The organism is Halomonas borealis (assembly GCF_004798905.1).
In the GTDB taxonomy this organism is placed as follows: domain Bacteria; phylum Pseudomonadota; class Gammaproteobacteria; order Pseudomonadales; family Halomonadaceae; genus Halomonas; species Halomonas borealis.
Genome location: NZ_SDMO01000002.1, coordinates 208,965 through 235,489 on the forward strand (window position 1 = coordinate 208,965; position 26,525 = coordinate 235,489).

The window sequence follows — 26,525 nt, forward strand, 5'->3', positions numbered from 1 at the left end:
GGAGCGGAACCGGACAATAGCGTCGTCTCACCGAGGAGCCACCGATGGCCGAAAGCTTCTATTCCCAGGACACCATCGCCGCCCTGGCCACGCCTCCGGGGCGTGGCGGCGTCGGCATCATTCGCGTCTCAGGGCCCGCCTGCCGGTCGATCGCCGCCAGCCTGCTGGGGCACTGCCCCGCTCCGCGTTATGCCCTCTATGCGCCCTTCCGCGGCGACCACGGCATGATCGACGAGGGCATCGCCCTGTTCTTCGAGGGGCCGAACTCGTTCACCGGCGAAGACGTGCTCGAGCTGCAGGGCCATGGCGGCCCGGTACTCATGGACCTGCTGCTGGAACGCTGCGTACGCCTCGGTGCTCGCCTGGCCCGTCCCGGCGAATTTTCCGAGCGCGCCTTCCTCAACGACAAGCTCGATCTGGCCCAGGCGGAAGCCATCGCCGATTTGATCGAAGCCAGCTCACGGGGCGCCGCCGAGAACGCCCTGCGCTCGCTGCAAGGCGAGTTCTCGCGGCGGGTCGAGGCCTTGGTACAGCGCCTGATCGAGCTGCGCATCTACGTCGAGGCGGCCATCGACTTCCCCGAGGAGGAGATCGACTTCCTGGCCGACGGCCATGTGGCCACCAAGCTGGCCGAGATACGCGGCGAGCTTAGCGAGGTGCGCGCCGCGGCGGCCCAGGGTGCGCTGATGCGGGAAGGCATGAGCGTGGTGATCGCCGGCCGGCCCAACGCCGGCAAGTCCAGCCTGCTCAACGCGCTCACCGAGCAGGAGACCGCCATCGTCACCGATATCGAAGGCACCACCCGGGACGTGCTGCGTGAGCACATCCACCTGGACGGCATGCCCCTGCACGTCATCGATACCGCCGGCCTGCGCGACACCCCGGACGCCGTGGAGAAGATCGGCGTGGCACGGGCCTGGTCGGAGATCGAGCAGGCCGACCGAGTGTTGCTGATGGTCGATGCCGCGACCACCGAGGCGCTGGACCCGATGGCGATCTGGCCGGAGTTCGTCGCGCGGCTGGCCGATCCCTCACGGCTGACGCTGGTGCGCAACAAGGTCGACACCAGCGAGGAGGCCGCGGGACTGGACTTATCCACCACCACCCCGATCGTGCGGCTCTCGGCAAAGACCGGTGAGGGTGTGGATAACCTCAAGGAGCACCTCAAGGCCGTGATGGGGTTCTCGGCTACCACCGAGGGCCGTTTCTCGGCGCGACGCCGCCACCTCGATGCCTTGGACCGTGCCGCACAGGCGCTCGACAATGGCGAGGCGCAGCTGGCCGGTTACGGGGCCGGCGAGCTGCTCGCCGAGGACCTGCGCGATGCCCAGCAGGCGCTGGGCGAGATTACCGGGGAGTTCAGCGCCGACGACCTGCTCGGCGAGATCTTCGGCAGCTTCTGCATCGGCAAGTAGGTCGCCGTGGCCGGCGCCGGCGCCGGGTGGCTTCCCATGACGCGACTCGGCGCCTACTCGCCGACCCACCAATCGCCATGATGACGGGCGGTGGACCCCCACAGCGGTAACAGGGCGTCCATGGACTCGGCGATCCGCGCATCGAGGCCCCACGGCGGGTTCACCACCAGCATCCCGCTGCCGATCATGCCCCGCTCGCCCTCCTGCGGCTCGCGCAGCCTCAGTTCGCTACGCCAGATCTTGCGTAGCCCGGCGTCGCGCAACCCCTCCAGCAGCGTTTGATGACGCCCCGCGGGGAGCAGCGGATACCAGACCATGACCACGGCATGACGCGCCTTGCGCATGGCCGACAGCAGGGTCGAGACCACCTCCTCATACTCCGCCTTGCGCTCATAGCTCGGGTCGATCAGCACGCACAACCGCGGCGTCTTCACCGGCAACGCCTTCAGCAACCCGGCCAGGCCATCGCCCTGGATACGCTGCACCGCGCTGGACAGGGCCTGGTCGGCCAGATGCCCGTGCTCTGCGGGGTGCAGCTCGAACAGGCGCAGCCGATCCTGCTCGCGCAAGCGATGCGACAGCCACCAGGGTGAGCCAGGATAGTGAGCGAGCCCCGATCCCTGCTGGGCGCCGACCAAGGCCATCAGCCAGTCACTCAGCAGGGGGGTCGTGGCAGACAGCCTCTCCCTTTCTTCCCAGAGCCTGGCGACGCCATCACGGTATTCCTGGAGCCGTGTCGTCTCGTCCGCGTCCAGCGGATAGAGGCCGCGACCGGCATGAGTATCTATGTACGTAATTGGCGATTTTTTACGTAACAAATGATCGGCGACGCTATAAAGCACTAAATGCTTATGAACGTCGGCGAAATTTCCCGCATGGTAGGCGTGTTGATAGGAGAGCATGGCAATGATCGAGGCATCGGAAAGAAAAGGGCCCGCCCCCTGACGGAGGCGGGCCCGGCGGGTGCGGGGAGTCGATCAGCCCTGAGAAATGGGCGTCAGGGTGATCTCCACACGACGGTTCTGGGAACGGCCGGCCTCGGATTCATTGCTGGCCACCGGCTGATTCTCTCCATAACCGTTCGTATAGAGCCGGTTGGAGGCGACACCGCCCTGCGACAGGTAGTTGCCAACCGCCTGGGCGCGACGCTCGGAGAGGCCCTGGTTATACCCGGCATCGCCCGTGCTGTCGGTATGCCCGGCGATATTGACGCGGGTCTCGGGGTACTGGGTCAGTACCGAGGAGACATCGTTGAGTGCATTACGCGCCTGCGTGGTCAGGTCGCTGGAATCGAAGCCGAAGGTCACGCTGCTCGGCATGTTGAGGGTGATGTCGTTACCCTGGCGCTCGACACCGATACCGGTGCCCTCCATGCTCTGACGCAGCTGTTCTTCCTGCTTGTCCATATAGGCACCGACACCACCGCCTGCGGCGGCACCGACGGCGGCGCCGATCAGTGCCCGGTCGCGGCGACTGGTACTGCCGTCACCGCTCAAGGCCCCGGCGGCAGCGCCGACCAGCGCCCCGATGGTGGCACCGGTTCCGGTCTGGTTACGCTGGGTTTCACCGGAATAGGGGTCCGTGGTGGTGCAGCCCACCAGCAGGGCGGCGGCCGCGAGCGGCGCGATCATGCGAACAGTCTTGGTCATAGCGTCGTCGACTCCATGTTGACGAATGGCGTACCGGCTAGCCCTTTTCATCGATCAGGGCCAGCAGCTCGTTCAAGAATAATAGACCTTGGGGGGAAGCTTGAAGTCTTTCCCCTTCTTCCACCAGAAGTCCTTTTTTCCTCGCCGCCTCGAGGCTAGTCCGAAGGCGGCCGAGGGGGCGCCCGGTATTGGCAGACCAGGCCGTGAGCGGCACACCTTCGACCAACCGTAACGCGTTCATGGCGAACTCGAGCGGTAGTTCATCGGGCGCTATGGGCTCACGCCCGGCCACGAAGCCTCGTGGGTCTTGATGGCGCCGCAGGTAGGCCTCGGGCTGGCGAGTCTTCCAGCGCCGCTCGATATGCAGCCCGTCGCCATCGGGAGCGCTCAGTTTGCCATGCGCGCCGGCACCGATGCCCAGGTAGTCACCGAACCGCCAGTAGTTGAGATTATGGCGTGCCCGGCGCCCGGACAGGGCGTAGGCGGAGATCTCGTAACGCGCGAAACCGGCGGCTTCCAGGCGCTCGTGGCCGAGTTCCTGGATGTTCCAGAGGGCCTCTTCCTCAGGCAGCACGGGGGGGTGGGAGTGGAATTCCGTATTGGGCTCGAGGGTGAGTTGATACCAGGAAAGGTGTTCCGGCGACAGGGCCAGGGCCTGCTCCAGGTCATCGAGGGCGAGCGCCGGTGTCTGCTCCGGCAGGCCGTGCATCAGGTCGAGGTTGAGGTTGTCGAACCCGGCCTCACGGGCCTCGGCGACCGCGCTTCGCGCATCGTCGCCACTATGGATCCGACCCAGTGCCGACAACTGAGCATCCTGGAAGCTCTGTATACCAATCGACAAGCGGTTGATCCCCGCGTCGCGATAGCCCGCGAAGCGCCCCCTTTCGACGGTCCCCGGGTTGGCCTCCAACGTGATCTCGATATCGTCGGCCAATGGTAGCCGCGCCGACACGGCCTCGAGCAGGCGACGATAGAAGTCGGCCGACATCAGGCTGGGCGTGCCGCCGCCGATGAAGATGCTGACCAGATCACGACCGGCGGCGAGCGGTAGATCGGCGTCGAGATCGGCGATCAATGCCGCCAGGTAGGCCTCCTCGGGCAGGCTCGCCCGCGAGCCGACGCCATGGGAATTGAAGTCACAGTAGGGGCACTTGCGCACGCACCAGGGCACATGCACGTACAGCGCCAGGGGCGGCAACGCTAGGCTCATGAAGTCGGCGCCCCGTCGGCGAGTTGTGCCACCAGAGCCTGCAAGGCACGACCACGGTGGCTCAAGCGGTTCTTCTCGTCGGCAGAAAGCTCGGCGGCCGTGCGGCGCTGGCCCGGCAGCCAGAACAACGGATCGTAGCCGAAGCCGCCTTCCCCACGGGGCTCGGTGAGGATCTCACCGTCCCAGCTCTGCTGCACGATCAAAGGCACCGGATCCTCGGCATGGCGCAACAGCACCAGCACGCACCAGTAGCGAGCCGTGCGCCGCTCAGCCGGGACCTCTGAGAGGGACTCGAGCAGCAGGGCATTATTGCGACTATCCTTCTTGGGCTCTCCGGCGAAGCGAGCGGAATAGATGCCCGGCCGTCCATGCAGCGCATCCACGGCCAGCCCCGAGTCATCCGCCATGGCCGGCAGGCCACTGACGCGACTGGCTTCGCGCGCCTTGAGCAAGGCATTCTCGACGAAGGTTAGCCCGGTTTCCTCGACCTCCGACACGTCAAAGTCGGCCTGCGGCCGAACGTCCATGCCCAGAGGCTCGAGCAGCTGGCCGAATTCGCGCAGCTTGCCGGCATTGCCGCTGGCCAGCACCACCGTTGTCATCATCTCACTGTCTCGACTGTTCATGATCATATTGGCGGCATTCTAAGCCTGCCCCGAAGCGATGCAAAGCGCCTGGGGAAGAGGGGACGAGACGCATGAGGCAAGCACGCGATCGCGATGGCACGGCGGGAACCACCCATGGTGTGCGGCCTACGCCAGGCTAACCTTCTGATAAAAAAGGTCTAAAATGAAAACTATATAGAATGCCTAAAAAGTAAGACCGTTATAATAAAAAGTTAGTTACAAGATATTACAAAAGGTCCGACACTGGATGGTACTCGAGAGGTTCAGGTCGCTACGACATATTCATCGGGTGAGTGTGTCGGATATTTCAACGGGGCTTATCCATGGTACAGCACCAACACCTGATACAGCTGGTCACCGAGAGCAACCCTCAGTCGCAGCTATTCGCGGACTACCTGCGTCAGCAGCTCGAGTGTCAGGTCGCCATTCTTTCCCCCTCCAGTACCGGGAAGCCGAGGGAAACCGATCATACCCTCATACTTCTGGATGCGGACCACATGCATGATGCCGCCATGCAGGGTTGGCAATCGCATGCCGCCGAACGTCCCGGCACCGCCCTGGCGACCTTCAACTTGAGGGATGAGAACCATGCCGTCGAAACATTATCCTGCTTACACCTTCAGGGAGTGTTCTATCGTGACGACAGCCTGCCCAACATCTGCAAGGGGTTGAGAACCCTACAGGACGGGCATCTCTGGATGTCACGTCCGTTGATGGGCAGGATGCTGGAGTTCTATCGCCGCCACCAGATCAATGCCTACCGGCCGGCTTGCGGCCTGACTCAGCGGGAACTCGAGATCATCGGCCTGCTGGGGTCGGGAGCTTCCAACATGGAAATCGCCGACCGGCTTTTCGTTAGCGAGCATACCGTCAAGTCACATCTTTACAATATCTTCAAGAAGATCGATGTTCACAACAGATTACAGGCGGTCAACTGGGCGCGACAGAACCTGGGAGCTCCTCCACCGATCGCTAAGAAAAGACCCTCAGCGACTAACTATCAAAGACCAGAAAAATCATGAACAAGACTTTCTGCTTGGCTGATAGATTTCAGCCTACCTGTTTGGTGTCTCATATCGTCATATCTAGGAAATAGAATGAGTCATTACTAGGGACATGCGATGAAATCTGACAACAACCTCCTTTTCATTGGCAAGGATGACGAAGAGGAGAATGCGATCATGGAAAGCCTGGAGAAGAAAGGGTGGAGCATCACCAGAGTTCATTCCATCGATACAAGGAAAGAGCTCTCATGCATTGGTGATCACGACATCGGCATCCTATGCCTGGAGCCTGAGCACCTTGAGGATTCGGCGAGGGTAGAAAACCTCCTCAATGGCCTGAAGACTCGGCTGATCGCCGTGGCGACTCATGACCTCTTGGCGGCATTCACCCAATATCACGCTATCGGAAGATTATTCTTCGGATATCATATTATTCCCGTCGATACCGATAGGGTTCATCATTCCCTGGAAAACCTGTTATCGATCATTCATCTGGAGAGAGCATCGCAGGACCCCGAACATCATCAAGGGGCGGCGGAGTGTCAGATGATTGGGGAAAGCCCCGTCATGAAAGGCCTGTTCAAGTGCATCCACAAGGTCGCCGCCGTCGATGCCCCCGTTCTCATTCAGGGTGAATCCGGCACAGGCAAGGAACTGGCTGCCAAGGCCATTCATCGTGAATCTTCACGTTCCGAGTCGCCTTTTAATGCCATCAATTGCGGAGCCCTCCCTGCAAACTTGATCCAGTCTGAGCTATTCGGCCATGAAAAGGGTGCCTTTACCGGGGCAACTCAGAGAAAGCTCGGCATCATTGAGCACACGGATGGCGGCACCCTATTCCTCGATGAGATCGGCGACCTTCCCCTTGAAATGCAAGTCAACCTGCTCAGATTCCTGGAAAACAACACCATACAGCGGGTAGGCGGTCTCAAGGAGATAGTGGTAAACCTCCGTGTATTAGCCGCGACACATGTCGACCTCGAGCAGGCCGTCAAGGAAGGAAAGTTCAGGGAGGATCTCTATCATCGCCTCAATGTACTTCAAGTTCAGGTGCCTCCCTTGAAAGAACGGGGAGCAGACATCGTGATGCTGGCGCATTATTTCTTTAACAAGTTTTCCGCCGATAAACCCTTCATCGTCAATGGGTTCAGTAAGGAAAGTCTGGCTGTCATGCAAGGCTCCGAGTGGCCAGGCAACATTCGTGAGCTCATCAACCGAGTGAGGCGGGCCATGGTCATGAGCGAGCACTCCCTGATACGACCCACCGATCTAGGCCTCGAGCGCCGACACTCAGAGGCCCGTTACGCCTCCAGCCTGGAAGAGGCCAGGGATATGGCAGAACGCAGCGTTATCATGGCCTCGCTGACGCGCAACGCCTTCAATATCCTGCATGCCGCGCGTGAACTCGGCATATCCCGCGTCACGCTCTACCGGTTGATGGAGAAACACAAGGTTCATCGTCATGAGCACCATAAGGAAGCAGGCTCCATCGCGACCAACCGTGCCCCCGCATCACCCAATGTGTTGAGCTTTACCCCAACATCCAAAGGAAGAAATAACTTATGAGGAGCAGGCTAATAAATAATATGGAAAACAAATGACGCCGAATACAACTGCCAAAGAAGCGAAGGCGAGAACGAAAGAACCCAGGTCTCGGCCCATTTTCACGACAAGATGAGTCGTTGGTCTATGCTTTTGATGAGTCCTCCATGAGGACCGATGTTTCGCGAAAGGCAAGGTGCTGAATTGTAAGGTATTGAATCAAGGGAAAAGGGGCACTGTCATGAACTTTATCCACAAGGGTTTCACTCTAGCCTGTGGCCTGGTACCTCTCGCGTTGTCGGGACACGCCTGGGCACAGACGAATGATGGCAATTCCGTCCGCCCAGTGGGTCAGCGACCGCCACCCACTGAGGAGGCCCCCGATATCCAGGCCATTCCGGATATCGGGGGGGTACTGACACCCAAGGGGCGCCTGGTCATCGAACCCGAATTCCAGTATTCCCACGCCAGCGTCAATCGACTGACATTCCGTGGGGTGGAGATTCTCAGCACCCTGCAGATCGGTGTACTGGCTGCCGAGGATATCGACCGCGATACCTTTACGGCTGCCGTGACGGGCCGTCTTGGGGTCACCGATCGCCTCGAGATGGAGCTGCGCCTACCGTATCTTTATCGCGACGATACAGCCAACTTCAGCGTTAATGAGGCCGAAGAGCCCTTCAATCTCCGCAGGAGTCAATCGGGGGATGGCCTGGGCGATATCGAGCTCGCCGCCCATTACCAGATCAACAGCGGCCGTGATGGTGGCCCTTTCTTCGTGGGTAATCTGCGCTACAAGTCCACGACGGGTAAAGGTCCCTTCGACGTCTCACGTGATAGCAACGGTATCGAGGAAGAACTGGCCACCGGCTCAGGGTTTCACTCACTCGAACCCAGCCTGACCATGCTGCTGCCATCGGCACCGGCGGTCTATTTTGCCAATGTCGGGTATCTCTTCAATCTCGAGGACGACGTTAACGAGACTATCGGCGAGACGAGGGTCAAGGAAGTCGATCCAGGCGATGCCGTGCGGCTGAGCCTTGGCATGTCCTATTCGATCAATCCCCAGTCATCCTTCACCCTGGGTTACAAGAATGACTTCATTCAGGAAACCGACACGACCTTCGAGGATATCAATACCGGAAGATCGACGACACAGAGTGGTCAAAGCCTGAATGTCGGCTCGATGCTTCTGGGGTGGTCATATCAAATGAGTGAGGATTCTGTCTTCAACCTGGGACTGGAATTCGGCGTTACCGAAGACGCACCCGACACGACCCTGACACTACGCACACCTATCGGGCTCAATGTCTTCTAACAGGGAGACATTCACCTGATAATAACAAGCCACGAAAAAGCTGCCTTGATCGAGGCAGCTTTTTCATTGTTATGGTTGGTCGCACCATTAACGAGGAATGCCCTGGAGGGAGTTGAGAATCATGGCTCGCTGCCGCGATGCCTTGACCTCACCGATGTTCATGACATGCACGCTGACATCGATATCGTTGCTGATGCTCTGACCGCTGGCGGTCGTCGAAAGACTACTGACGATGGCATCCCGCGTCACCTTATGAAGGGCGGCGGTCATCCCACCATCTTTTCCGCTGAATAGAACACCGGAGAAATCGGATAGTCCCGCCAGGTTCAACTTCCCGGGAGTGCTCGCAGCATCCAGACTACTGTTGTTAGATTGACGGCTGGTTCCGGTGGCCTCAGGCCTTATCGACGTGATGCTGCCCGATCCTGGTTCGCTCCTCACGGCTATTTCGGCTCCAGCTCCTACTCCCGATGCCTCCAGTGTGCTCGACAGCACCCTGGACCCGGCATTATCGAAAGCAACTTGGGTGATATAACGAACTTTGTCGTTGATCATGGTGGTCAGCTTGGCGCCGAAGTTCAATTCCAACCCTGACAGCTTGAACCCACCTCGAAGTTCCTCCAACCCCTCATCCGGAATCACATACCCTTGATAATAGATATCGTGGGTTCCCGCCGAAAGGATACCGGATGATAACGTGGAGGCAGAAGTGACTGCCGCAACCGGCAGCAAGGTTCCCGACAACAGGAATGCCATCCACCAGCGATTTATCCCCCTTATTCTCCCAGATGACGCATCATTGATACTCTTCATGCTCATGGCCGGTAACTCCTGTGAAAGCATCACCTACCCAGTTCATTCGCGCCTGGCAGCGTCAGCAGGTAAGAGCCCACGCTGCCGCGCCGAACCCCGGACGCAATAGGCGAGGCTGGGCGCACGCGCCAGTCTCGTTCGCTATTGAAGTTGGCCCGAGCCACCTCGACATCATTACGTACCCCGAGCACCTTGCCACTCCATAGATCTTCGAATATGTCTCTGGGAACCACGACGGTTCCCGCCGCCGGATCTCCCACCAGCACATTCTCGGCATCCACTCCCTTGACGACCACAAAATGTTTGTATCCACCGGTATTCACCAGCGTGATGGCGGGAACCCCGATACGAATGAAGTCGTCCAGGGTGATCTCGAAGCCATCGGCATTGAAGCCTCGATCATCCAGGTAGCTCTTCATATCCAGCATCGAGAACCCATAGGTCTGTATCTGCTCACTATCTCCGTTGCGAATCATCGACTCGAAGACATTGGCCTCTGTCGTGGCCCGGTCGTAGTGATAGGTGAGTAGGGTCGCGACGGCCGCCGAACCACAGCTGTAATCGTACTGCTGACGCACCACACCGTCCCAGCTAATTTCCGCCAGACTTTTTGCCTCGACTTCGAAGTGGCCGAAGGGGTTGGAGATACGGACCGTCCCCGCCTCGACAGGCATGATGCCCCCTCCTCCCGCCACAACGATCAAGGCGGTTAACAGGAAAGAGCGCCTGAGTCCCTTGTGCATAATTACCACCTCTTAACAACACCACATGAATCGGTGCCTCTCCATCCTTCTATTAGACGAGCATCACGCGCTGCGCACTCTCTGTCTCATGGATTGGAGATATAGACGCTGATACCGATGGCGTTATTGACGGCATTGGCGTTGCCGGTCACGTTGTTGAAGATACCGGTGCCGCTGTAACGACCCATGGAACCACTCTCGAAGGTGATGTTCCCCGTGCTCATATCGCCGTTGGTCACATTGAAGCTCGATCCTGCGCTGATGGCCTGCATGTCCTGAATGCTCTGCACATTGACCTGGTCGAGGTGGACATTCACCCCGTCTCGGCCACGCGTCTGATCCAGGGTTTCCGTCGGTATACTCTGCAGCGCAGCGAAGCCGCCGGCGGCTTTCTCCTCGGCATGCACGGTCGACAGAAAACCGCCGGAAAGCACCATCACACCCGTAACAACTAGCCACTTCATGTGGACTGACCTCTTCATCACCCGCCCTCCACTGACGAGAATCTGGCAGTGAAGGAACCGGCGAAGCATCGCTCCGCCAGTTCCCGGTTCAGACAAGACGGGCCTCTCGCGAGGCCCGATCCATCAGTTGCCGATGCTCACGCCACTGTGGGCGGAGATGCTGGTGCCGGACAGCTGCGAGTTGTAGAACCCGCTGGAGTTGTTCATGTTGGACACCCCACCGTAGACACCACCGGCCGCCACGGAGATGCTGGCCGCTCCGGTGTGCAGGACGGCCGCGCCGCCGTTACCACCATTGCCTCCAGCGCCACCTTGAGCGCCTGCGGCATAGGCCGCACCGCCGACACCCTGGCCGCCACCGCCGCCACCGCCGTAGCCATCGCCGCCGTCACCGGCCACGGCCCTGGCCCAACCGCTGCCCGTGCCGTTGCCACCGCTCCCGGTACCAGCACCTCCGCCGGTCCCATGACCATTACCACCGCTGGAGTCGGCGCGGGTAGCACCGGCATCGGCATCCTGGCTGCCGGAGTTGTCGGCGGTACCCAGACCAAGGCCCAACAGGGCACCGATTCCAGACCCGTTGGCATCGCCGTCGCTGTTGCCCGCGGCAGAGAGAGCATCCGCTCCTGAACCGCCGCCTTTGCCGGCTCCTACGCCGATGCCGGCGCCGACGCCTTCGCCGCCTTGGCCGGCCCCAAGGCCCAGGGAACCGGCATCGCCACCACGATCACCGTTGCCGTTACCGCCATCGCCGCCGATGCCGGCGCCGACGCTGATGGCTGCGTTGGTGCCGCCCGTTGCCCCTGCAGCACCACGAGCGCCTTGGCCACCAGTCACATTGATGGGGCTACCAGTCACGATGGAGGTCATGTTTTGACGCGACACCACATCAACGCTCTTCACCGTTGTGGTGGTGGTGTTGAAAGAGTTACTCATATTGTGGGAATCGGCCATTGCCCACGCATCACCACCACCGCCGGTGTTACCGGCACTCCCGCCGGATCCCCTGGCATCGGCGGTACCACTGCCACCATCACCACTCTCAGCACCGGCACCACCGCCGCCTCCCAAATTCAGCAGGTTGGTATTCCGGTTATCGTTGCCACCGTCGCCCCCCAAGCTGGAACCACCCGCACCAACCCCAAGGGCTGTACCGGCGCCACCATTGGAGCTGCCACTACCACCACCGTTGGCATTAGCATCGGCCTGAGCAGTGGAAATCGCCATGACCAGTGTCAGCAGGGTTGTACCCGCGATTGCATAAGCTTTCATGATCTCACTCCCGTTCAGATTCGGCTGAATCCCTTGCGTCCTGCCGGACGATCCGTTGATCGATGCCGGCGTCGGTTCTCGTTGCCTGCTCAGCCGAAGGTCTGTCTCGAGCCCTCGAAGATCCCGCTGCAGGCAATCAACACAGAGCACGTGACATGCCAACTTTTATTAACTAACTGATATTAAAAAGAAAATAACGAGAACGTGACGGAGTGGGGGGAGAGATGCATCGAGGAGGGAAGAATCTGGGTAGGAAGAGTGTCAGGCTGATGAAACAGTCGACGCTAGGAAAGCCCAGCAAGAGACACTAAAATTGTTATAAAACAGCAGATTAACTTATTGATACAAACAGGAAACAAAGTCGTTGCACTCTTGACATTGTCACCCGTCATCCCAGTAATCTGTTTAATATCAATAAGGTAAAGTACTACAAGAAAAACAGGAAGACGTCACGATATGACAAGGTCATGCAACACTCGGGCTCGACGCGGCGGGTCATATGAGGGACCAGAGCCGATGGCTGGCCCCTCGTTTTTCAACTCCAGTGCATATGCTCCTGAATCAGCCCGGCCAGGGTCTCACCGGCGTTATCCGCCGTGGTGTCCAGGCGCACGAGGTGGAAACGCTCCTCATCGGAAAAGGCTTCGAAGGCTGCCTGCTGATGCGATAACACCCCCAGCCCCTCCTCGGCCGTCACCCCCTGGCGCTCGGCCCGCTTGATGATGCGGCGCCTCAGGGTCGACTGATCCGCCTCGAAACTGACCAACAGCACCGGCAGCCCGCGGCTCTCGGCCTGATGCCGCAGCCAGTCGCGCTGTGCCTGAGTCAGGCAGGTGGCGTCGATACAGGCCGAGAGGCCCGCATCCAACAGACTGCCGGCGCACTGGGCCAGGCGGTGATAGGTGCGTTCGGTAGCCGCCTCACCGAAGATATCCACAGAGTCATCGGCCTTCACCCCTTGTGGAGAAAGGCCGTGCAGGCGCCGACGCTCGGCAGAGGAGCCCACGCGCACGGCACCCAGCCGCGTGATCAGGTTGCGGGTGAAACGGCTTTTGCCGCTGCCCGAGACCCCGACGCCAATCACCAACGGGGGGAAGCGGAACTCGGCATGGCGTTCCGCCAGCGCCAGGTATCGCCGGCAGGCGCCCATGGTCTCCGCCCGCAGTGCCGGGCGTTCGGCATCGCCCTGGGCCGCTTCGAGACGCCGCAGGGCACGCCGTGCCCCGGCCAGACACTCCAGCACCCGGAACACCGACAGCAACCGCGCGGCCTGATAATCCCCGCTCAGCCGCAAGTAGTGATCCAGGGCCTTGTGCGCCAGCAGCCCCTCGTCGCGCACCTCGAGTCCTACCAGCAGCGAGGCCAGGTCTGCCACGGGGTCCTGGCAAACCCGCGCTCCGAGACCTTGCAGGTCTCGGTCGATGGCATTGGCCATCACCACTCGACCGTCGTCCAGCAGGCGACTGTCGCCATGCTCGCAGGCCCAGCTATGCGGCAAGCGCCGAGACTCGCGCGCCTCGAACACCGATACCAGACGCGCAAGATTCTCCTCCAGCCAGCGCTGCAGGGCATGCAGCCGCTGGCGGTCCTCATCGGCGACGATCAGCGACGCCAGGGCCTGCGCCTCGTCGGCGACCCGCTGATGCACGGCCTCCTGCAGGGAGCCACCGGCATCGGCCGCGTGATCGGCATGCCAGGCACTCAGGCCCTCGACCAGCGTCTCGAGGGTGACATCGCGAGTCGGACTTGCGGGGGCGTGTCGCTGATTCATTGTTAGTCTCCGTTCACGCGGTCATGTCGGGGCATCAGGCCTGGCACATGGCGGCAAAGGCCACCTCGGCCGCGTCCAGGGTCTGCTGAATGTCCTCGGGAGCATGCGCGCTGGACATGAAGCCGGCCTCGAAGGCGGAGGGCGCCATGTAGACGCCCTGGTCGAGCATGGCGGCAAAGAAGCGGCGGAAGGCAGCGCCATCGCAGGCGGTGGCCTGGGCGAAGTTATCGACCCGGCTCTGCCCGGTGAAGAAGACGCCGAACATGCCGCCGGCCCGCTGGGTGATCATGTCGATGCCGGCCGCGTCGGCCCGCTCCTGCAGCCCGTGGCACAGGGTCTCGACGCGCTGGGCCAGGGCATCGTGGAAGCCGGGCGCCTGCAGTTTGGTGAGCAGGGCGATGCCCGCCGCCATGGCCAGCGGATTACCCGCCAGGGTACCGGCCTGATAGATGGGCCCCAGCGGCGAGATGTTCTCCATGATGCCGCGCCGCCCTCCGAAGGCGCCGACCGGCATGCCGCCGCCGACGATCTTGCCCAGGCAGGTCAGGTCGGGCTCGACACCATAGTGAGCCTGAGCGCCCCCCATGGCGACGCGGAAGCCGGTCATCACCTCATCGAATATCAGTAAGCTCTCATAACGATCGCAGACCCGGCGCAAGGTCTCGAGGAAACCGGGCTGCGGGGGAATGCAGTTCATGTTGCCGGCCACCGGCTCGACGATGATACAAGCCACCTGATCGCCGATTTCTTCGAAGCACTGCTCGACCGCGTCGGGGTCGTTGTAGGGCAGGGTCACGGTGTGCTCGGCCAGCGATGCCGGCACGCCCGGCGAGCTCGGCTCGCCATGGGTCAGGGCGCCAGATCCCGCCTTGACCAGTAGCGAGTCGGAGTGGCCGTGGTAGTTGCCCTCGAACTTGACGATCTTGTCACGCCCGGTATAGCCGCGCGCCAGGCGAATCGCCGACATGGTGGCCTCGGTGCCGGAGTTGACCATGCGCACCATCTCGATGCTGGGGATCATCTCGCAGATCAGGTCGGCCATGGTGGTCTCGATGGCCGTGGGCGTGCCGAAGGAAAGCCCGTTGTCGAGCCGCTCGCGTACCGCACCGAGCACCTCGGGATCGGCATGGCCGGTGATCATCGGTCCCCAGGAGCCGACGTAATCCACATAGCGCTGGCCCTCGACATCGAACAGGTAGGCACCCTGCGCCCGTTCCATGAACACCGGCGGACGCTCCAGGCCCTTGAAGGCACGCACCGGCGAATTGACGCCTCCGGGAATACGGCGGCAAGCCTGTTCGAAGAGCTGGGCGGATGTGGTCATGTCAACCTCATTTGCTGTTGAAAGTAAGCGTCGTATCGTGCTGCAGCCGCGCTACCACGGCCTTCGGCTTGTGGATAATTCTCTGGACAATCTCTTGGCTAGCGGTGATCACACGGTGAATATCGCCCAATATCATCCAAGTTGTCCCCGATATAACCATTTTCGATGCTGCGGCCAGGGATGACCAGCCCGATGCCTAGGCATCGGACTCGAAACGCGGGGCTGGCAACCGCCACAGGCGCCTGGGCAGCCACTGTCCACCGGCTTCGCTAGCCGCGTCCGGTCGCCATCCATGAGCCAACGTCTGCCAGGTATAGGCCTGCGCCTGCTCGCAGGCCGTCACCAACGATTCCCCCTGCGCCAGCCGCGCGGCCAGCGCCGAAGCCAGGGTGCAGCCGGAGCCATGGAAGCTGCCAGCCAACCGCGGCCAGTGCCACTGGCGGTCGCCGTCGGGCATATGCAGGGTGTGCATGACCCGTTCCTCCGGCACCCGGGCCTCGGGCTCATCGGTGCCGGTGATCAGCACCGCCTGACAGCCCAGATGCATCAGTTCGACGACCCGTTCGGTGTCGTCCCGACAGGCCGGGCCGGCCAGGCGAGCCAGCTCACGGCGGTTGGGCGTCAGGATATCCACGAGGGGCAGCAGCCGCCGACGGAAGGCTTCGACCAGTGTCGGTGTGGACAACTCCTTTCCGCCTCCGGCCTTGAGCACCGGATCGGCCACCACCGGCACCCCGGGGCGCCGGCGCAGGATCTCCACCACCGCGTCGAGGGCTTCCTCGGAGGCCAGCAGGCCGATCTTGATGGCGGCGATCTCCATATCCACCAGCGCCGCGGCGGCCTCGCGTATCAGTTCGGCCTCCACCGGCCGCACGCCAGCGACGTCGCGGCAGTTCTGCACCGTCAGCGCCGTCGGTATGCTCAGGGCCCAGCCGCCACAGGCGGCCACCGCCTCGCTGTCGGCCACCAGGCCGGCACCACCGGTCGGATCGTGGCCGGCCAGCACCAGCACGCCAGGCAGGTGGGGATGGGTCGTCGCGTCGTCGATCATCAGAATGGTTTCAACACGGCGAGCGCGACGATCGCCAACAGGGCAATCACCGGCAACTCGTTGAAGATCCGGAAGTAGCGGTGGCTACGGGTGCAGCGCCCATCGGCGAACTGCTTGAGATAGATCAGGCACACATGGTGATAGGCCACCAGTGCCGCCACCAGGGTCAGCTTGGCATGCATCCAGCCCTGAGACATCCAGCCGGGATTCAGCGCCAGCAGTCCACCGCCGAACACCAGTACGGCGATCATCGAGGGCATCATGATGCCGCGATAGAGCTTGCGCTCCATGACCTTGAAGGTGTCGATGGCCTGTGCCTCACCGCGGTCCCGGGCCATGGCGTGGTAGACGTAGAGGCGCGGCAGGTAGAAGAGGGCGGCGAACCAGGTCACCATGGCGACCAGGTGCAAGGCCTTGATCCAGAGATACATGTCGACTCCTAGCCAGGGGGGGCATCGCTGTAACGATAGTAACGCTCGACGGCGTCGCGGGTGATGATACCGGAAATTCGTTTCTGCTTCGGCCGATGGCCGTGCTCGACGTAGAGGGCGTCGGCATGCTTGGTATTGAGCCGCGAGAAGGCCTCGGAGAGCGTCGCCTGCAGGTGGATCGGCGCCAGATCGAGGCGCTGGCCGGGGATCTCCAGCAGGTCTAGGCGCCCGTCCTTGTCGATCAGCTTGTCGCTCTCATCGTGTTCGAGCATCCAGCGCGCCAGGTCCGCCGCCTTCAGCGCCAGGGTCGGCTTGGCATCGCTAGAACGCTCGATCAGGATCCACACCGGCTTGGACTCGAGCATCACCCCGGCCTGCTCGAGGGTCACCCGGCGCCGCGTGCGCACCAGCTCGCGCTCCATCACCGCCGGTACAGAGACCCGGTTGAGCGCCTGCATCAGCGGCTGCTGCAGAGGATGCAGGCCGTGCCGCGTCACACTGATGAAGAACCCATCGCAGCCGCACAGCTGACGCGACGTCAGCCCCGCCACGACCACCGCCAGCATGCCAGGCAGGATCAGGTGGGGGTTATGCGTCAGCTCCAGCAGCGCCATCAACGCCGCCAGCGGCGCCTGCAACACCGCCCCCATCATCGCGGCCATGCCCAGCATGGCGTAGACGGCTGGCCCGGCGGCGAGCTCGGGCATCAGCTGAGCGCCGAGCAGGCCGAACAGGGCCCCGGCCGCACCACCGGCGACCAGTATCGGGCCGATGATACTCACCGGAATCCCGCAGGCCACCGTGAAGGCGGTCAGCAGCAGCTTGCCGATGGCCACCGCCAGCAGCACATCGAGGCTCAACGAACCCCCGATGGTCAGCCCCAGGGTGTCATAGCCCATACCCTGAACCTGGGGGTACCACCAGGCCGCCGCCCCCACCAGCACACCGGCCAGGGCGCAGCGCGCCGCGAACGGCACGCGCTTGAGGCGCGGGCCGGCACGAGCCACCCGCACGAAGGCACCGGCCAGCAGGCCGATGCCCAGCGCGCTGAGCACGATCCAAGGCAGGTTGAACAACGAGCCCAGGGCGATGCCGGTGCCCTCGAAGGGCAGCTCGAAGCCGAATACCGCCTGGGACACCACGGCCCCCATCGTCGAGGCCAGGATCACCGGCATGAAGCCGATGATGGTGTACTCCATCATCACCACCTCCATGGCGAAGATGACACCGGCCACCGGGGTATGGAAAGACGCCGAGATACCTGCCGCGGTACCACAGGCCACCAGTACGCGCAGGCTATTGTGGGGCAGGCGTAGGCGTTGACCGAGCCCGCTGCAGGCCGCGGCCCCCAGGTGAATGGCGGGGCCCTCACGGCCCGCGGAGAGCCCGCCCAGCACCGAGATCAGCCCGACCCACCACTGGGTGAACCAGTTGCGCATCGGGAAACGGCCCTGATGATAGGTCAGCCGTTCGATCACGTGGGCGACGCCGATCTGTCGCCCGGCGGGGCGCAGCCACCACAGCCAGGCCCCGATCAGCGTCACCGCCAGCAGCGGCAACAATGCCCGCGGCACCGGCGCCATCGCTTCGAAGTTCTCGGGGTCGTCACCGGGCAAGAAGGCCATCGCGCCCAGCAAGAGCAGCAGGCGGAACACCACCATCAGGCCGCCGGTAATCAGCCCCGATACCAGGCCCAGCACGCATAACTGAGGCAGGGCATCCACACTGGCCAGACGATGGCGGAAGCGTTCCAGAGTAAAGCGGGATAACGAAAGACGCGGCAAGATGACCTTCCTGTTCGATGCGACTCCCCGCTGACCCGAACCTCGCCGGGGCTGTCACCGAACCAGCCCGAACGCCAGGACATTCGAGCGCGACGCCTCACTCGAACTCCGTGCTGTTCGCGACCAGCGGCCGCCCCAACAGGCTCCTAGGTGGGAGTCCTCTCTCTTGTGTATCATATCCGGAGACACAGGTCCCAGCGTTCACCAGTGAGGAGCCCATCGTGATCAAGGTTGGAATCGTCGGCGGCACCGGTTATACCGGCGTCGAACTGCTCAGGCTGCTGGCCCGCCACCCGCAGGTGGAGGTCGAGGTCATCACCTCACGTAGCGAAGCCGGGCTCGGGGTCAGCGAGCTTTATCCCAACCTGCGCGGCCACTATGACGGGCTACGCTTCAGCGAGCCCGATCCGGCCCGCTTGGCGGCCTGCGATGCGGTGTTCTTCGCCACGCCCCATGGCGTGGCCCACGCCCTGGCCGGGGAACTACTCGCGCTGGGCACCCGGGTGATCGACCTGTCGGCCGATTTCCGCCTGCGCGACGCCGACGAGTGGGCGGCCTGGTACGGCCAGCCCCACGGCGCGCCCGAGCTGCTCGAGCAAGCCGTCTACGGCCTGCCGGAGGTCAACGCCGAGCGTATCCGCCAGGCGCGCCTGATCGCCGTGCCCGGCTGCTATCCCACCGCCGTGCAGCTCGGGCTGCTGCCGCTGCTGGAGGCCGGGCTGATCGACGTCGAGCGGGTGATCGCCGACTGCAAGTCCGGCGTGACCGGCGCCGGCCGCGGGGCCAAGGTGGCGTCGCTGATGGCCGAAGCCAGCGAATCGATGAAGGCCTACGGCGCCTCGGGGCACCGCCACCTGCCCGAAATCCGGCAGGGTCTGGGCGATGCCGCGGGTAGCCCGGTGGGGCTCACCTTCGTGCCCCACCTGACGCCGATGATCCGTGGCATCCATGCCACCCTCTACGGCCGGCTGACCGGCGACGCGGGCGATCTGCAGACGCTGTTCGAGCGGCGCTTCGCCGATGAGCCCTTCGTCGACGTCATGCCGGCAGGCAGCCATCCCGAGACACGCAGCGTCAAGGGCGCCAATGTCTGTCGCCTGGCCGTGCATCGCCCCGGCGACGGCGACACCGTGGTGGTGCTGGCGGTGATCGATAACCTGGTCAAGGGCGCCTCCGGCCAGGCCGTGCATAACCTCAACCTGATGTTCGATCTCGATGAGTTCGCCGGCCTCGACGCCCCGGCGATGATGCCCTGACACCACCGCACCCGCGCGGAGGCCTGCCCCGGAATCGCTCCGAAAGGCCTCCTCAATAGTTGACCCTTTTGCTAAGGGTTATGGATAATCGTCGTCCTGTACGACATTCACCGATTCCCGGGGAGGTCACCCATGAGCGGTGCCGCATCCTTCGTTCCCACCCCTCTGCTGCTCTCCGACAGCGCCCAGGCGCGGCTCCAGGGCCTCGGTGAAGCCGAGGGCAAGTCCGGCCTGACGCTTCGGGTCTACGTGACCGGCGGCGGCTGTTCCGGTTTCCAGTACGGTTTCGACCTCGCCGAAGAGGTCGCGGAAGACGATACCCTGATCGAGTTCGGTGAGGTGGCCCTGGTGGTCGACCCCCTCTCCTACCAGTATCTGGTAGGGTCCACCGTTGACTTCGAGGAAGGGCTGGCCGGCGCGCGTTTCCTGATCCAGAACCCCAACGCCACCACCACCTGCGGCTGCGGCGCCTCCTTCATGGTCTGACGCGATGCGTTGAAAGCGCCGCACCGCGTCACCTGCCGAGACTTGACGCTCTCACGACAACTCGCCATGGTTGATTAGGTACTTCATAACAATCACGCCATGGAGAGTCACATGAAGCGTCAACTGAAGGCGGTATCGCTGGCCTCTTGCGTTGCCCTCGGCCTTGCCAGCACGGCCCAAGCGCAGGACACGACCCTAGACGTCGTCACCGACCCGAGTTTCGTGCCGTTCGAAATGCTGGATCAGGAATCCGGCGAGATGGTCGGCTTCGACATGGACATCATCCGCGAAGTCGCCGATCGTGCGGGGTTCGACTACAACCTGCGCACCATGGACTTCAACGGCATCATCCCCGCCATCCAGACCGGTAACGTCGACATCGCCATCGCCGGCATCACCATCACCGATGAACGCGCCGAGATCGTCGACTTCTCCGCCCCCTACTACGACAGCGGGCTGCGCCTGCTGGTCGATGCCGACGACGACAGCATCCAGAGCATCGATGCCCTCGAGGGCCAGAAGGTCGGCACCAAGATCGGCTCCACCAGCTACGACTTCCTCCAGGAAAACCTGGGCGACTCCGCCGACATCACGCCCTATCCGGGTTCCAGCGACATGTATATGGCGCTGCTGGGCGGCAGTGTCGATGCCGTCTTCTACGACGCTCCCAACGTCGGCTACTTCTCCCAGACCCAGGGTGAAGGCCGCGCCAAGGTCGTCGGCCCGCTCTACGAGGGCCAGCAATACGGTATCGCGCTGGTCAAGGGCAGCGAGTGGGTCGAGCCCGTCAACGAGGCCCTGGCGGCCATGAAAGAAGACGGTACCTACGACGAGATCCACAGCAAGTGGTTCGGCGGCTCCAGCGCCGAATGACCCTCGCGCGAGGCTGAACGGGGTCGGGTCGATTGGCCCGGCCCCGTTGTGTTACGTCGCGGCTCACCTCCCTCCTATGCATCCCCACGGAGCCCCTTGTGGACGTCACTTTTCAATTCGACTGGCAGGCGGCTTTCGCCTCCATTCCCCATCTGCTGACGGGGATTCCCTATACCCTGCTGATCTCCTTCTCCGGGCTGGCCATCGGCTTTTTCATCGGCATCTTCTTCGGCCTGCTGCGTATCAGTCCCACGCGCTGGCTGAAATGGCCCGCCGTGGCCTACATCGAGATCTTCCGCGGCACCCCGGTCCTCGTGCAGGTGCTGTTCATCTTCTATGGCCTGCCGCAGCTGCTCGGCGGCCCCATCAATGCCCTGGTCGCCGGCATCGCCGCGATCGCCGTCAACTCCGGCGCCTATATCTCGGAGATCGTCCGCGGTGGCGTGCAATCCATCGAGCGTGGCCAGCGCGAGGCGGGCCTGTCACTGGGCCTGTCACGACACCAGACCTTCCGCTACATCATCTGGCCTCAAGCCCTGCGCCGCATGATCCCGTCGCTCGGTAACCAGGGGATCATCAGCATCAAGGACACCTCGCTGTTCTCGGTGATCGGCGTCGGCGAGCTGGTCCGCCAGGGCCAGGTCTATATCGCCACCACCTTCAATGCCCTCGAGGTCTACCTGATGGTCGCCATGCTCTACCTGGTGGTCACCCTCTCGCTGTCGGTGGCATTGCGCCTGCTGGAGCGCCAGGGCCTGGTCGGACAATAAGGAATGCACGAGATGACTCAACAGACGTCACAACCCGGCGGCGAGCCCATCGTGCGCCTGAACAAGCTCAACAAGTCCTTCGGGACCCTGCACGTGCTCAAGGACATCGACCTTGAGGTCACCCCCGGCGAAGTGGTGGTGATCATCGGCGCCAGCGGTTCCGGCAAGTCGACGCTGATCCGCTGCATCAATGGCCTGGAAGAGTTCCAGCAAGGCGAGCTCGAGGTAGATGGCAACCCCCTTAAACCTCACGGAAAGGCCACCAGGGCGCTACAGAAGATCCGTACCGAGGTCGGCATGGTCTTCCAGCAGTTCAATCTGTTCCCCCACCTGAGCGTGCGCGACAACGTGACCCTGGCGCCCATCAAGGTGCGCAATCTATCCCGCCAGAAAGCCACCGAGGCGGCCGAACGCCTGCTCGAACGCGTGGGCATCAGCGACCAGGCCGAAAAGCTGCCTACCCAGCTTTCCGGCGGCCAGCAGCAGCGTGTGGCACTGGCCCGAGCACTGGCCATGGAACCCCGACTGATGCTGTTCGACGAGCCGACGTCGGCGCTGGACCCGGAGATGATCGGCGAGGTGCTGGATGCCATGCGCGAGCTCGCCAACGAGGGCATGACCATGCTGATCGTCACCCATGAGATGGGCTTCGCCCGCGAGGTCGCCGATCGAGTGATCTTCATTCACAAGGGTGAGATCGCCGAGGAAGGACCGCCGAAGACGATCTTCGATGCCCCCCAGGCCGAGCCGACTCGTCACTTCCTGTCGCGGGTACTCAAGCACTGATAGCGACGATTTTTCTCGCTGTACCAGGCCCTGTCGTCATCGACAGGGCCTTTTTTTGGCCTGTGGACAAGATTCTTGGCGGTTCGCCGCTGCGTCCCACCATCACGGGCTGGGGATGGATCGGCGCGGTTGTTCACACCCACGGTGACAAGCCCGGTAGAATCGCGTGGATAAGCCGTGTTCAGCGAGGCTTGTGGTTAACCCGGGCATTTACCCACAGGCCTCCAACATCCCCTCCGCAGGAGATCCGCGCCTTTTCCGCTCATCAGTCAACACTGTAAGAACTTGATATTTGTTGTTTTGTTTCGGTTATCCACGGGAAATGTCCACACCAATAATAACTACAACAACAGAACCCCTTTTTATTTATATGCTTTTATATTTAGGTCAATCGAATGACGAACCCAGCTTGGCTTCCCCGGTGTGGAAAACCCTGACGATTACCCACAAGGACGTTATACTGGCCGGCTGATTACACCCCTGTATCCGCAACATTCGGCGCGACGGCGCCGATCGAGGTGAACCTTGGAGTACCCCGACCGCTTCGACGTCATCGTCATCGGCGGTGGCCATGCCGGGACCGAAGCCGCCCTGGCCTCGGCCCGCATGGGCCGCCGGACCCTGCTGCTGACCCACAACATCGAGACCCTGGGTCAGATGTCCTGCAATCCCGCCATCGGCGGGATCGGCAAGAGTCATCTGGTCAAGGAGATCGATGCGCTCGGCGGTGCCATGGGACTCGCCACCGACCGGGGCGGAATTCAGTTTCGGGTACTCAACTCCCGCAAAGGCCCCGCCGTACGGGCGACTCGCGCCCAGGCCGATCGCGTTCGCTACAAGGCGGCGATCCGCGGAATGCTGGAGAACCAAGCCAACCTGACGATCTTCCAGCAGGCCGCCGGCGACCTGATCGTCGACGGTGACACCGTGCGCGGCGTGACCACCGAGACCGGCGTGCGCTTCATGTCCGAGACCGTGGTGTTGTGCACAGGCACCTTCCTTGGCGGGGTTATCCACATCGGGCTGGACAATAGCCGTGGCGGCCGGGCCGGCGATCCGCCTTCCAATGCCTTGGCGGAACGCCTGCGTGCGTTGCCATTCCGCGTCGATCGGCTTAAGACCGGCACGCCACCGCGTATCGACGCCAAGAGCGTGGATTTCTCGATGCTCGAGGAGCAGCCCGGAGATACCCCGACACCGGTGATGTCCTATCGCGGCAACCGCGCCATGCACCCACGCCAGGTCAGCTGCCACATCGCTCAGACCAACGAGCGCAGCCACGAGATCATCCGCGCCAATCTCGAGCGTTCGCCGATGTTCTCGGGCACGATCGATAGCGTCGGGCCCCGTTATTGCCCCTCGATCGAGGACAAGGTGCACCGCTTCGCCGACAAGTCGAGCCACCAGGTCTTCATCGAACCGGAGGGGCTGGATACCCACGAGCTGTATCCCAACGGCATCTCGACCTCGCTGCCGTTCGACATCCAGCTGCAGGTCGTGCGCTCGATGAAAGGCATGGAAAACGCCCATATCACGCGGCCTGGTTACGCCATCGAATACGATTTCTTCGACCCTCGCGATCTCAAGCACTCGCTGGAAACGAAGTTTATCCACAACCTGTTCTTCGCCGGGCAGATCAACGGCACCACCGGCTATGAAGAGGCCGGCGCCCAGGGGCTCCTGGCCGGACTCAATGCGGCGCGCCGAGCCGGCGGGCTCGATGCCTGGTGGCCGCGCCGCGACGAGGCCTACCTCGGGGTGCTGGTGGATGACCTGATCACCCAGGGCACCAAGGAGCCCTATCGGATGTTCACCTCGCGGGCCGAATATCGGCTGCTGCTGCGTGAGGACAACGCCGATCTGCGTCTCACCGAGGCCGGGCGTGAGCTTGGGCTGGTGGATGAGCGTCGCTGGGCCGACTTCAGCGCCAAGCGCGAGGGAATCGAGGCCGAAAGCGCGCGGCTCAAGGCCAGCTGGGTACAGCCCGGCACCGAGGCCGCCCATAGCGTCGCCGAGCGGACCGGGCAGCCCCTGCCCCGCGAGTACAACCTGCTCGACCTGCTGAAGCGCCCGGAGCTCGGTTACTCAGACATCGCAGGCCTCGTCGGTGAACCGGTCGATGATGAACGCGTCGCCGAACAGGTGCAGATCCAGGCCAAGTACCAGGGCTATATCGATCGTCAGCAGGACGAGATCGACAAGCTCAAGCGCCACGAGGCCACCCCGCTGCCCGAAAACTTCGACTACGAGAGGGTCGAGGGCCTGTCCAACGAGATCCGCCAGAAGCTCACCGAGGCGCGTCCGGAAACCCTGGCTCAGGCCGGACGGATCTCCGGTGTCACCCCCGCGGCGGTCTCGATCCTGCTGATCCACCTCAAGAAGCGTCGCCTGCTGGACGACAGCCGGGTGGCCAACGGATGACCCCCGACGAGACGATCCTGAACGATCGCCTGGAACGCGGCCTGGCCGAGCTTGGCCTCGAGGTGGCAGACCGGCGCCGGGGGCAGCTGCTGGCCCTGGTGGGCCTGTTGCACAAGTGGAACCGCGCCTATAACCTCACCGCGGTACGCGATCCCGAGGAGATGGTCGCCCGGCATGTGCTCGACAGCGCCGCCGTGCTGCCCTTCGTGAAGGGCCCTAGCCTGCTCGACGTGGGGGCCGGCCCGGGGCTGCCGGGACTGGTGCTGGCGATCCTCGCCCCCGAGCTCGAGGTCACGCTGCTCGACAGCAACGGCAAGAAGGTACGCTTCCAGCGTCAGGCAGTGATGGAGCTCGGGCTCGAGCGTGTCAGCCCGGTCCAGGCGCGCGTGGAGGCCTTCGAGGCGCCGCCCGGCGGTTTCGATCAGGTGATCTCGCGCGCCTTCGCCAGCCTCGAGGACTTCATCGCCCTGAGCCGTGAGCTACCCGGCGAAGGTGGCCAATGGCTGGCCATGAAGGGCCCGGCCGTGGAGGACGAGCTCGCCGGCCTGCCGGAAGGGATCGCCGCGGTGGGGCGCCATACGCTGAGGGTGCCCTTCTCGGACGGCGACCGCCGCCTGGTCATCCTCGAGCGCACCCCCGGCGACCGCTAGCCACGCCCGGGGAGGCCGCCGGATGCTGCCGTGAACCCTGTCTGCTAACGCAAGGATGTCGCCGTGACCAAGATTATCGCCTTGACCAACCAGAAGGGCGGCGTGGGCAAGACCACTTCCGCCGTCAACCTGGCCGCCAGCCTGGCCTCCCTGGAACGGCGCGTGTTGCTGGTCGATCTGGATCCCCAGGGCCACGCCACCATGGGCAGCGGCATCGACAAGCACTCCCTCGATGGCAGCGTGCTCGATGTGTTGCTCGGCGAGCGTCGCCCCAGCGAGGTGATCCTCGACTGCCCCGAGGCCGGTTATGCATTGCTGCCTGGCAACGGCGACCTGACCGCCGCCGAGGTCGAGCTTCTCGACCGTGAAGAAGGTCGCGAGCAGGGCCTGGTCAAGGCCCTCGGCGAGGTCTCCGGCGAGTACGACGTGGTGCTGATCGACTGCCCTCCGTCGCTCAACATGCTGACCGTCAACGGCCTGACCGCCGCCGATGGCGTGTTGATCCCGTTGCAGTGTGAGTTCTATGCCCTCGAGGGGTTGTCGGCACTGCTCGATACCGTTGAGCAGATCAAGGCCAGCGTGAACCCGGATCTCGAGATCCATGGCATCCTGCGTACCATGTTCGATTCGCGCAACAGCCTGACTCGCGATGTCAGCAAGCAGCTGCGCGATTACTTCGGCGACGCCCTGCTCAAGACCACGATCCCGCGTAATGTCCGGGTCGCCGAGGCGCCGAGCCATGGCCTGCCGGTCACCAAGTATGCCCGCTTCTCACGGGGCAGCCAGGCGCACCGGGTGCTGGCCAAGGAACTGATCCGTCGCCTGTCGTTGTAGCCGATACCGCTTGGCGCTTACAGATGAGGGAA

General features: G+C 62.8%; 25 protein-coding genes. 12 read left to right on the forward strand and 13 right to left on the reverse strand.

What is annotated here, in order from left to right:
* The first annotated feature begins 44 nt into the window (after positions 1 to 44).
* A complete protein-coding gene (gene mnmE, locus ETC07_RS03945; RefSeq protein WP_136247201.1) occupies positions 45 to 1,415 on the forward strand; it encodes a tRNA uridine-5-carboxymethylaminomethyl(34) synthesis GTPase MnmE in 1,371 nt (456 codons plus the stop codon).
* Between the two features lie 53 nt (positions 1,416 to 1,468).
* Here mnmE and ETC07_RS03950 read toward each other — a convergent pair whose 3' ends face one another.
* The 4 genes from ETC07_RS03950 to ETC07_RS03965 all read right to left on the reverse strand — a co-directional run bounded on the left by ETC07_RS03950 (position 1,469) and on the right by ETC07_RS03965 (position 4,876).
* Positions 1,469 to 2,317 (reverse strand): 23S rRNA (adenine(2030)-N(6))-methyltransferase RlmJ, encoded by an 849-nt coding sequence (locus ETC07_RS03950; protein ID WP_136247202.1) that lies wholly within the window; start codon positions 2,315 to 2,317, stop codon positions 1,469 to 1,471.
* A 75-nt stretch (positions 2,318 to 2,392) separates the two neighbouring features.
* A complete protein-coding gene (locus tag ETC07_RS03955) occupies positions 2,393 to 3,064 on the reverse strand; it encodes a YiaD family glycine zipper/OmpA-like lipoprotein (protein ID WP_136247203.1) in 672 nt (223 codons plus the stop codon).
* A gap of 37 nt (positions 3,065 to 3,101) precedes the next feature.
* Entirely contained in the window at positions 3,102 to 4,274 is a 1,173-nt protein-coding gene (gene hemW, locus ETC07_RS03960; protein WP_136247204.1) for a radical SAM family heme chaperone HemW, read from the reverse strand.
* On the reverse strand, positions 4,271 to 4,876 hold the full coding sequence (locus ETC07_RS03965; RefSeq protein ID WP_136247275.1) for an XTP/dITP diphosphatase: 606 nt from the start codon (positions 4,874 to 4,876) through the stop codon (positions 4,271 to 4,273). Before ETC07_RS03965 ends, hemW begins: the two co-directional genes overlap by 4 nt.
* A 347-nt stretch (positions 4,877 to 5,223) precedes the next feature.
* Here ETC07_RS03965 and ETC07_RS03970 point away from each other — a divergent pair, with 347 nt between their 5' ends.
* The 3 genes from ETC07_RS03970 (at position 5,224) to ETC07_RS03980 (ending at position 8,764) form a co-directional block, all read left to right on the forward strand.
* Positions 5,224 to 5,922 (forward strand): LuxR C-terminal-related transcriptional regulator, encoded by a 699-nt coding sequence (locus ETC07_RS03970; protein WP_136247205.1) that lies wholly within the window; start codon positions 5,224 to 5,226, stop codon positions 5,920 to 5,922.
* A 99-nt stretch (positions 5,923 to 6,021) separates the two neighbouring features.
* Entirely contained in the window at positions 6,022 to 7,470 is a 1,449-nt protein-coding gene (locus tag ETC07_RS03975; RefSeq protein WP_136247206.1) for a sigma-54 interaction domain-containing protein, read from the forward strand.
* 217 nt (positions 7,471 to 7,687) lie between these two features.
* A complete protein-coding gene (locus ETC07_RS03980) occupies positions 7,688 to 8,764 on the forward strand; it encodes a transporter (protein WP_136247207.1) in 1,077 nt (358 codons plus the stop codon).
* Between the two features lie 87 nt (positions 8,765 to 8,851).
* Here the strand turns inward: ETC07_RS03980 and ETC07_RS03985 are convergent, their stop codons facing one another.
* The 9 genes from ETC07_RS03985 to ETC07_RS04020 form a co-directional block, all read right to left on the reverse strand.
* The gene (locus tag ETC07_RS03985) at positions 8,852 to 9,583 is read right to left on the reverse strand and encodes a hypothetical protein (RefSeq protein WP_136247208.1); all 732 of its coding nucleotides are present in this window, start codon (positions 9,581 to 9,583) and stop codon (positions 8,852 to 8,854) included.
* Positions 9,584 to 9,606: 23 nt separating this feature from the next.
* Positions 9,607 to 10,251, reverse strand: coding sequence for a C39 family peptidase (locus ETC07_RS03990; RefSeq protein ID WP_240724551.1), 645 nt, complete (start codon positions 10,249 to 10,251; stop codon positions 9,607 to 9,609).
* Positions 10,252 to 10,406: 155 nt separating this feature from the next.
* A complete protein-coding gene (locus ETC07_RS03995; protein WP_136247210.1) occupies positions 10,407 to 10,784 on the reverse strand; it encodes a hypothetical protein in 378 nt (125 codons plus the stop codon).
* Between the two features lie 123 nt (positions 10,785 to 10,907).
* Positions 10,908 to 12,056, reverse strand: coding sequence for a hypothetical protein (locus tag ETC07_RS15970; RefSeq protein ID WP_168709159.1), 1,149 nt, complete (start codon positions 12,054 to 12,056; stop codon positions 10,908 to 10,910).
* 535 nt (positions 12,057 to 12,591) lie between these two features.
* On the reverse strand, positions 12,592 to 13,827 hold the full coding sequence (locus tag ETC07_RS04000; protein ID WP_136247211.1) for a P-loop nucleotide/nucleoside kinase family protein: 1,236 nt from the start codon (positions 13,825 to 13,827) through the stop codon (positions 12,592 to 12,594).
* 34 nt (positions 13,828 to 13,861) lie between these two features.
* Entirely contained in the window at positions 13,862 to 15,151 is a 1,290-nt protein-coding gene (gene hemL / locus ETC07_RS04005; RefSeq protein ID WP_136247212.1) for a glutamate-1-semialdehyde 2,1-aminomutase, read from the reverse strand.
* 196 nt (positions 15,152 to 15,347) lie between these two features.
* Positions 15,348 to 16,202 carry a bifunctional hydroxymethylpyrimidine kinase/phosphomethylpyrimidine kinase gene (thiD, locus tag ETC07_RS04010; RefSeq protein WP_136247213.1) on the reverse strand — a complete coding sequence of 285 codons (855 nt, stop codon included), beginning with the start codon at positions 16,200 to 16,202 and terminating at the stop codon, positions 15,348 to 15,350.
* Complete coding sequence (hemJ, locus tag ETC07_RS04015) at positions 16,202 to 16,633, reverse strand: protoporphyrinogen oxidase HemJ (RefSeq protein WP_136247214.1); 432 nt, start codon at positions 16,631 to 16,633, stop codon at positions 16,202 to 16,204. Before hemJ ends, thiD begins: the two co-directional genes overlap by 1 nt.
* Before the next feature lie 8 nt (positions 16,634 to 16,641).
* Positions 16,642 to 18,417, reverse strand: coding sequence for a chloride channel protein (locus ETC07_RS04020; RefSeq protein WP_136247215.1), 1,776 nt, complete (start codon positions 18,415 to 18,417; stop codon positions 16,642 to 16,644).
* A 221-nt stretch (positions 18,418 to 18,638) separates the two neighbouring features.
* On the opposite strand from ETC07_RS04020, the gene argC reads away from it, so the two are divergent.
* The 8 genes from argC (at position 18,639) to ETC07_RS04060 (ending at position 26,493) form a co-directional block, all read left to right on the forward strand.
* A complete protein-coding gene (gene argC / locus ETC07_RS04025; RefSeq protein WP_136247216.1) occupies positions 18,639 to 19,673 on the forward strand; it encodes an N-acetyl-gamma-glutamyl-phosphate reductase in 1,035 nt (344 codons plus the stop codon).
* Positions 19,674 to 19,805: 132 nt separating this feature from the next.
* Positions 19,806 to 20,159 (forward strand): iron-sulfur cluster insertion protein ErpA, encoded by a 354-nt coding sequence (erpA, locus tag ETC07_RS04030; RefSeq protein ID WP_136247217.1) that lies wholly within the window; start codon positions 19,806 to 19,808, stop codon positions 20,157 to 20,159.
* 111 nt (positions 20,160 to 20,270) lie between these two features.
* Positions 20,271 to 21,032 (forward strand): transporter substrate-binding domain-containing protein, encoded by a 762-nt coding sequence (locus ETC07_RS04035; RefSeq protein WP_136247218.1) that lies wholly within the window; start codon positions 20,271 to 20,273, stop codon positions 21,030 to 21,032.
* Positions 21,033 to 21,130: 98 nt separating this feature from the next.
* Positions 21,131 to 21,802: an amino acid ABC transporter permease gene (locus tag ETC07_RS04040; RefSeq protein WP_136247219.1), complete on the forward strand. Its 672-nt coding sequence runs from the start codon at positions 21,131 to 21,133 to the stop codon at positions 21,800 to 21,802.
* Between the two features lie 12 nt (positions 21,803 to 21,814).
* Positions 21,815 to 22,588 (forward strand): amino acid ABC transporter ATP-binding protein, encoded by a 774-nt coding sequence (locus ETC07_RS04045; protein WP_136247220.1) that lies wholly within the window; start codon positions 21,815 to 21,817, stop codon positions 22,586 to 22,588.
* Positions 22,589 to 23,113: 525 nt separating this feature from the next.
* Positions 23,114 to 25,009, forward strand: a complete 1,896-nt coding sequence (mnmG, locus tag ETC07_RS04050) for a tRNA uridine-5-carboxymethylaminomethyl(34) synthesis enzyme MnmG (protein ID WP_136247221.1) — start codon at positions 23,114 to 23,116, stop codon at positions 25,007 to 25,009.
* Positions 25,006 to 25,659 (forward strand): 16S rRNA (guanine(527)-N(7))-methyltransferase RsmG, encoded by a 654-nt coding sequence (gene rsmG / locus ETC07_RS04055; protein ID WP_136247222.1) that lies wholly within the window; start codon positions 25,006 to 25,008, stop codon positions 25,657 to 25,659. The genes mnmG and rsmG overlap by 4 nt, the downstream gene beginning before the upstream one ends.
* A 63-nt stretch (positions 25,660 to 25,722) precedes the next feature.
* Positions 25,723 to 26,493, forward strand: coding sequence for a ParA family protein (locus tag ETC07_RS04060; RefSeq protein WP_136247223.1), 771 nt, complete (start codon positions 25,723 to 25,725; stop codon positions 26,491 to 26,493).
* Positions 26,494 to 26,525: the final 32 nt, after the last annotated feature.